Source organism: Bacillus sp. IS1 (assembly GCF_032461585.1).
In the GTDB taxonomy this organism is placed as follows: Bacteria; Bacillota; Bacilli; order Bacillales; family Bacillaceae; genus Bacillus; species Bacillus velezensis.
In genome coordinates this window covers 1-255 of sequence record NZ_JAWCWR010000049.1, presented here as the reverse complement: position 1 = coordinate 255, position 255 = coordinate 1, and the positions used below count along the sequence as shown (strand labels likewise).

The 255-nt window shown below is 44.3% G+C and carries 1 pseudogene; it reads left to right on the top strand.

The features are described from left to right. Positions 1-255, top strand: a pseudogene (locus RUW00_RS22915) (hypothetical protein); the annotation flags it as partial.

Sequence of the window (255 nt, the reverse complement as noted above, 5' to 3'; positions counted from 1 at the left end):
ACATCACCTACGCCATCGGGAGCATTGTCGGACTCAAAGGTTCCGGCTCAGCTGTAAAAGTATCAAGCAAGCTCGCCAAAACAGGCGCCGCCAAAGTGGATAACGTCTTGGAAGCCGGAGAAAAAGCGGCTGCAAAAAATATAAAAACCGGGATTAAAAAAGGGAAAGACTATATCAATTCCTTTTCGAAAAACAAGTACGAACCCGCGCTTGCCGGAATAGCACAGGATATTGAAAATACTCATAATGTGAAAA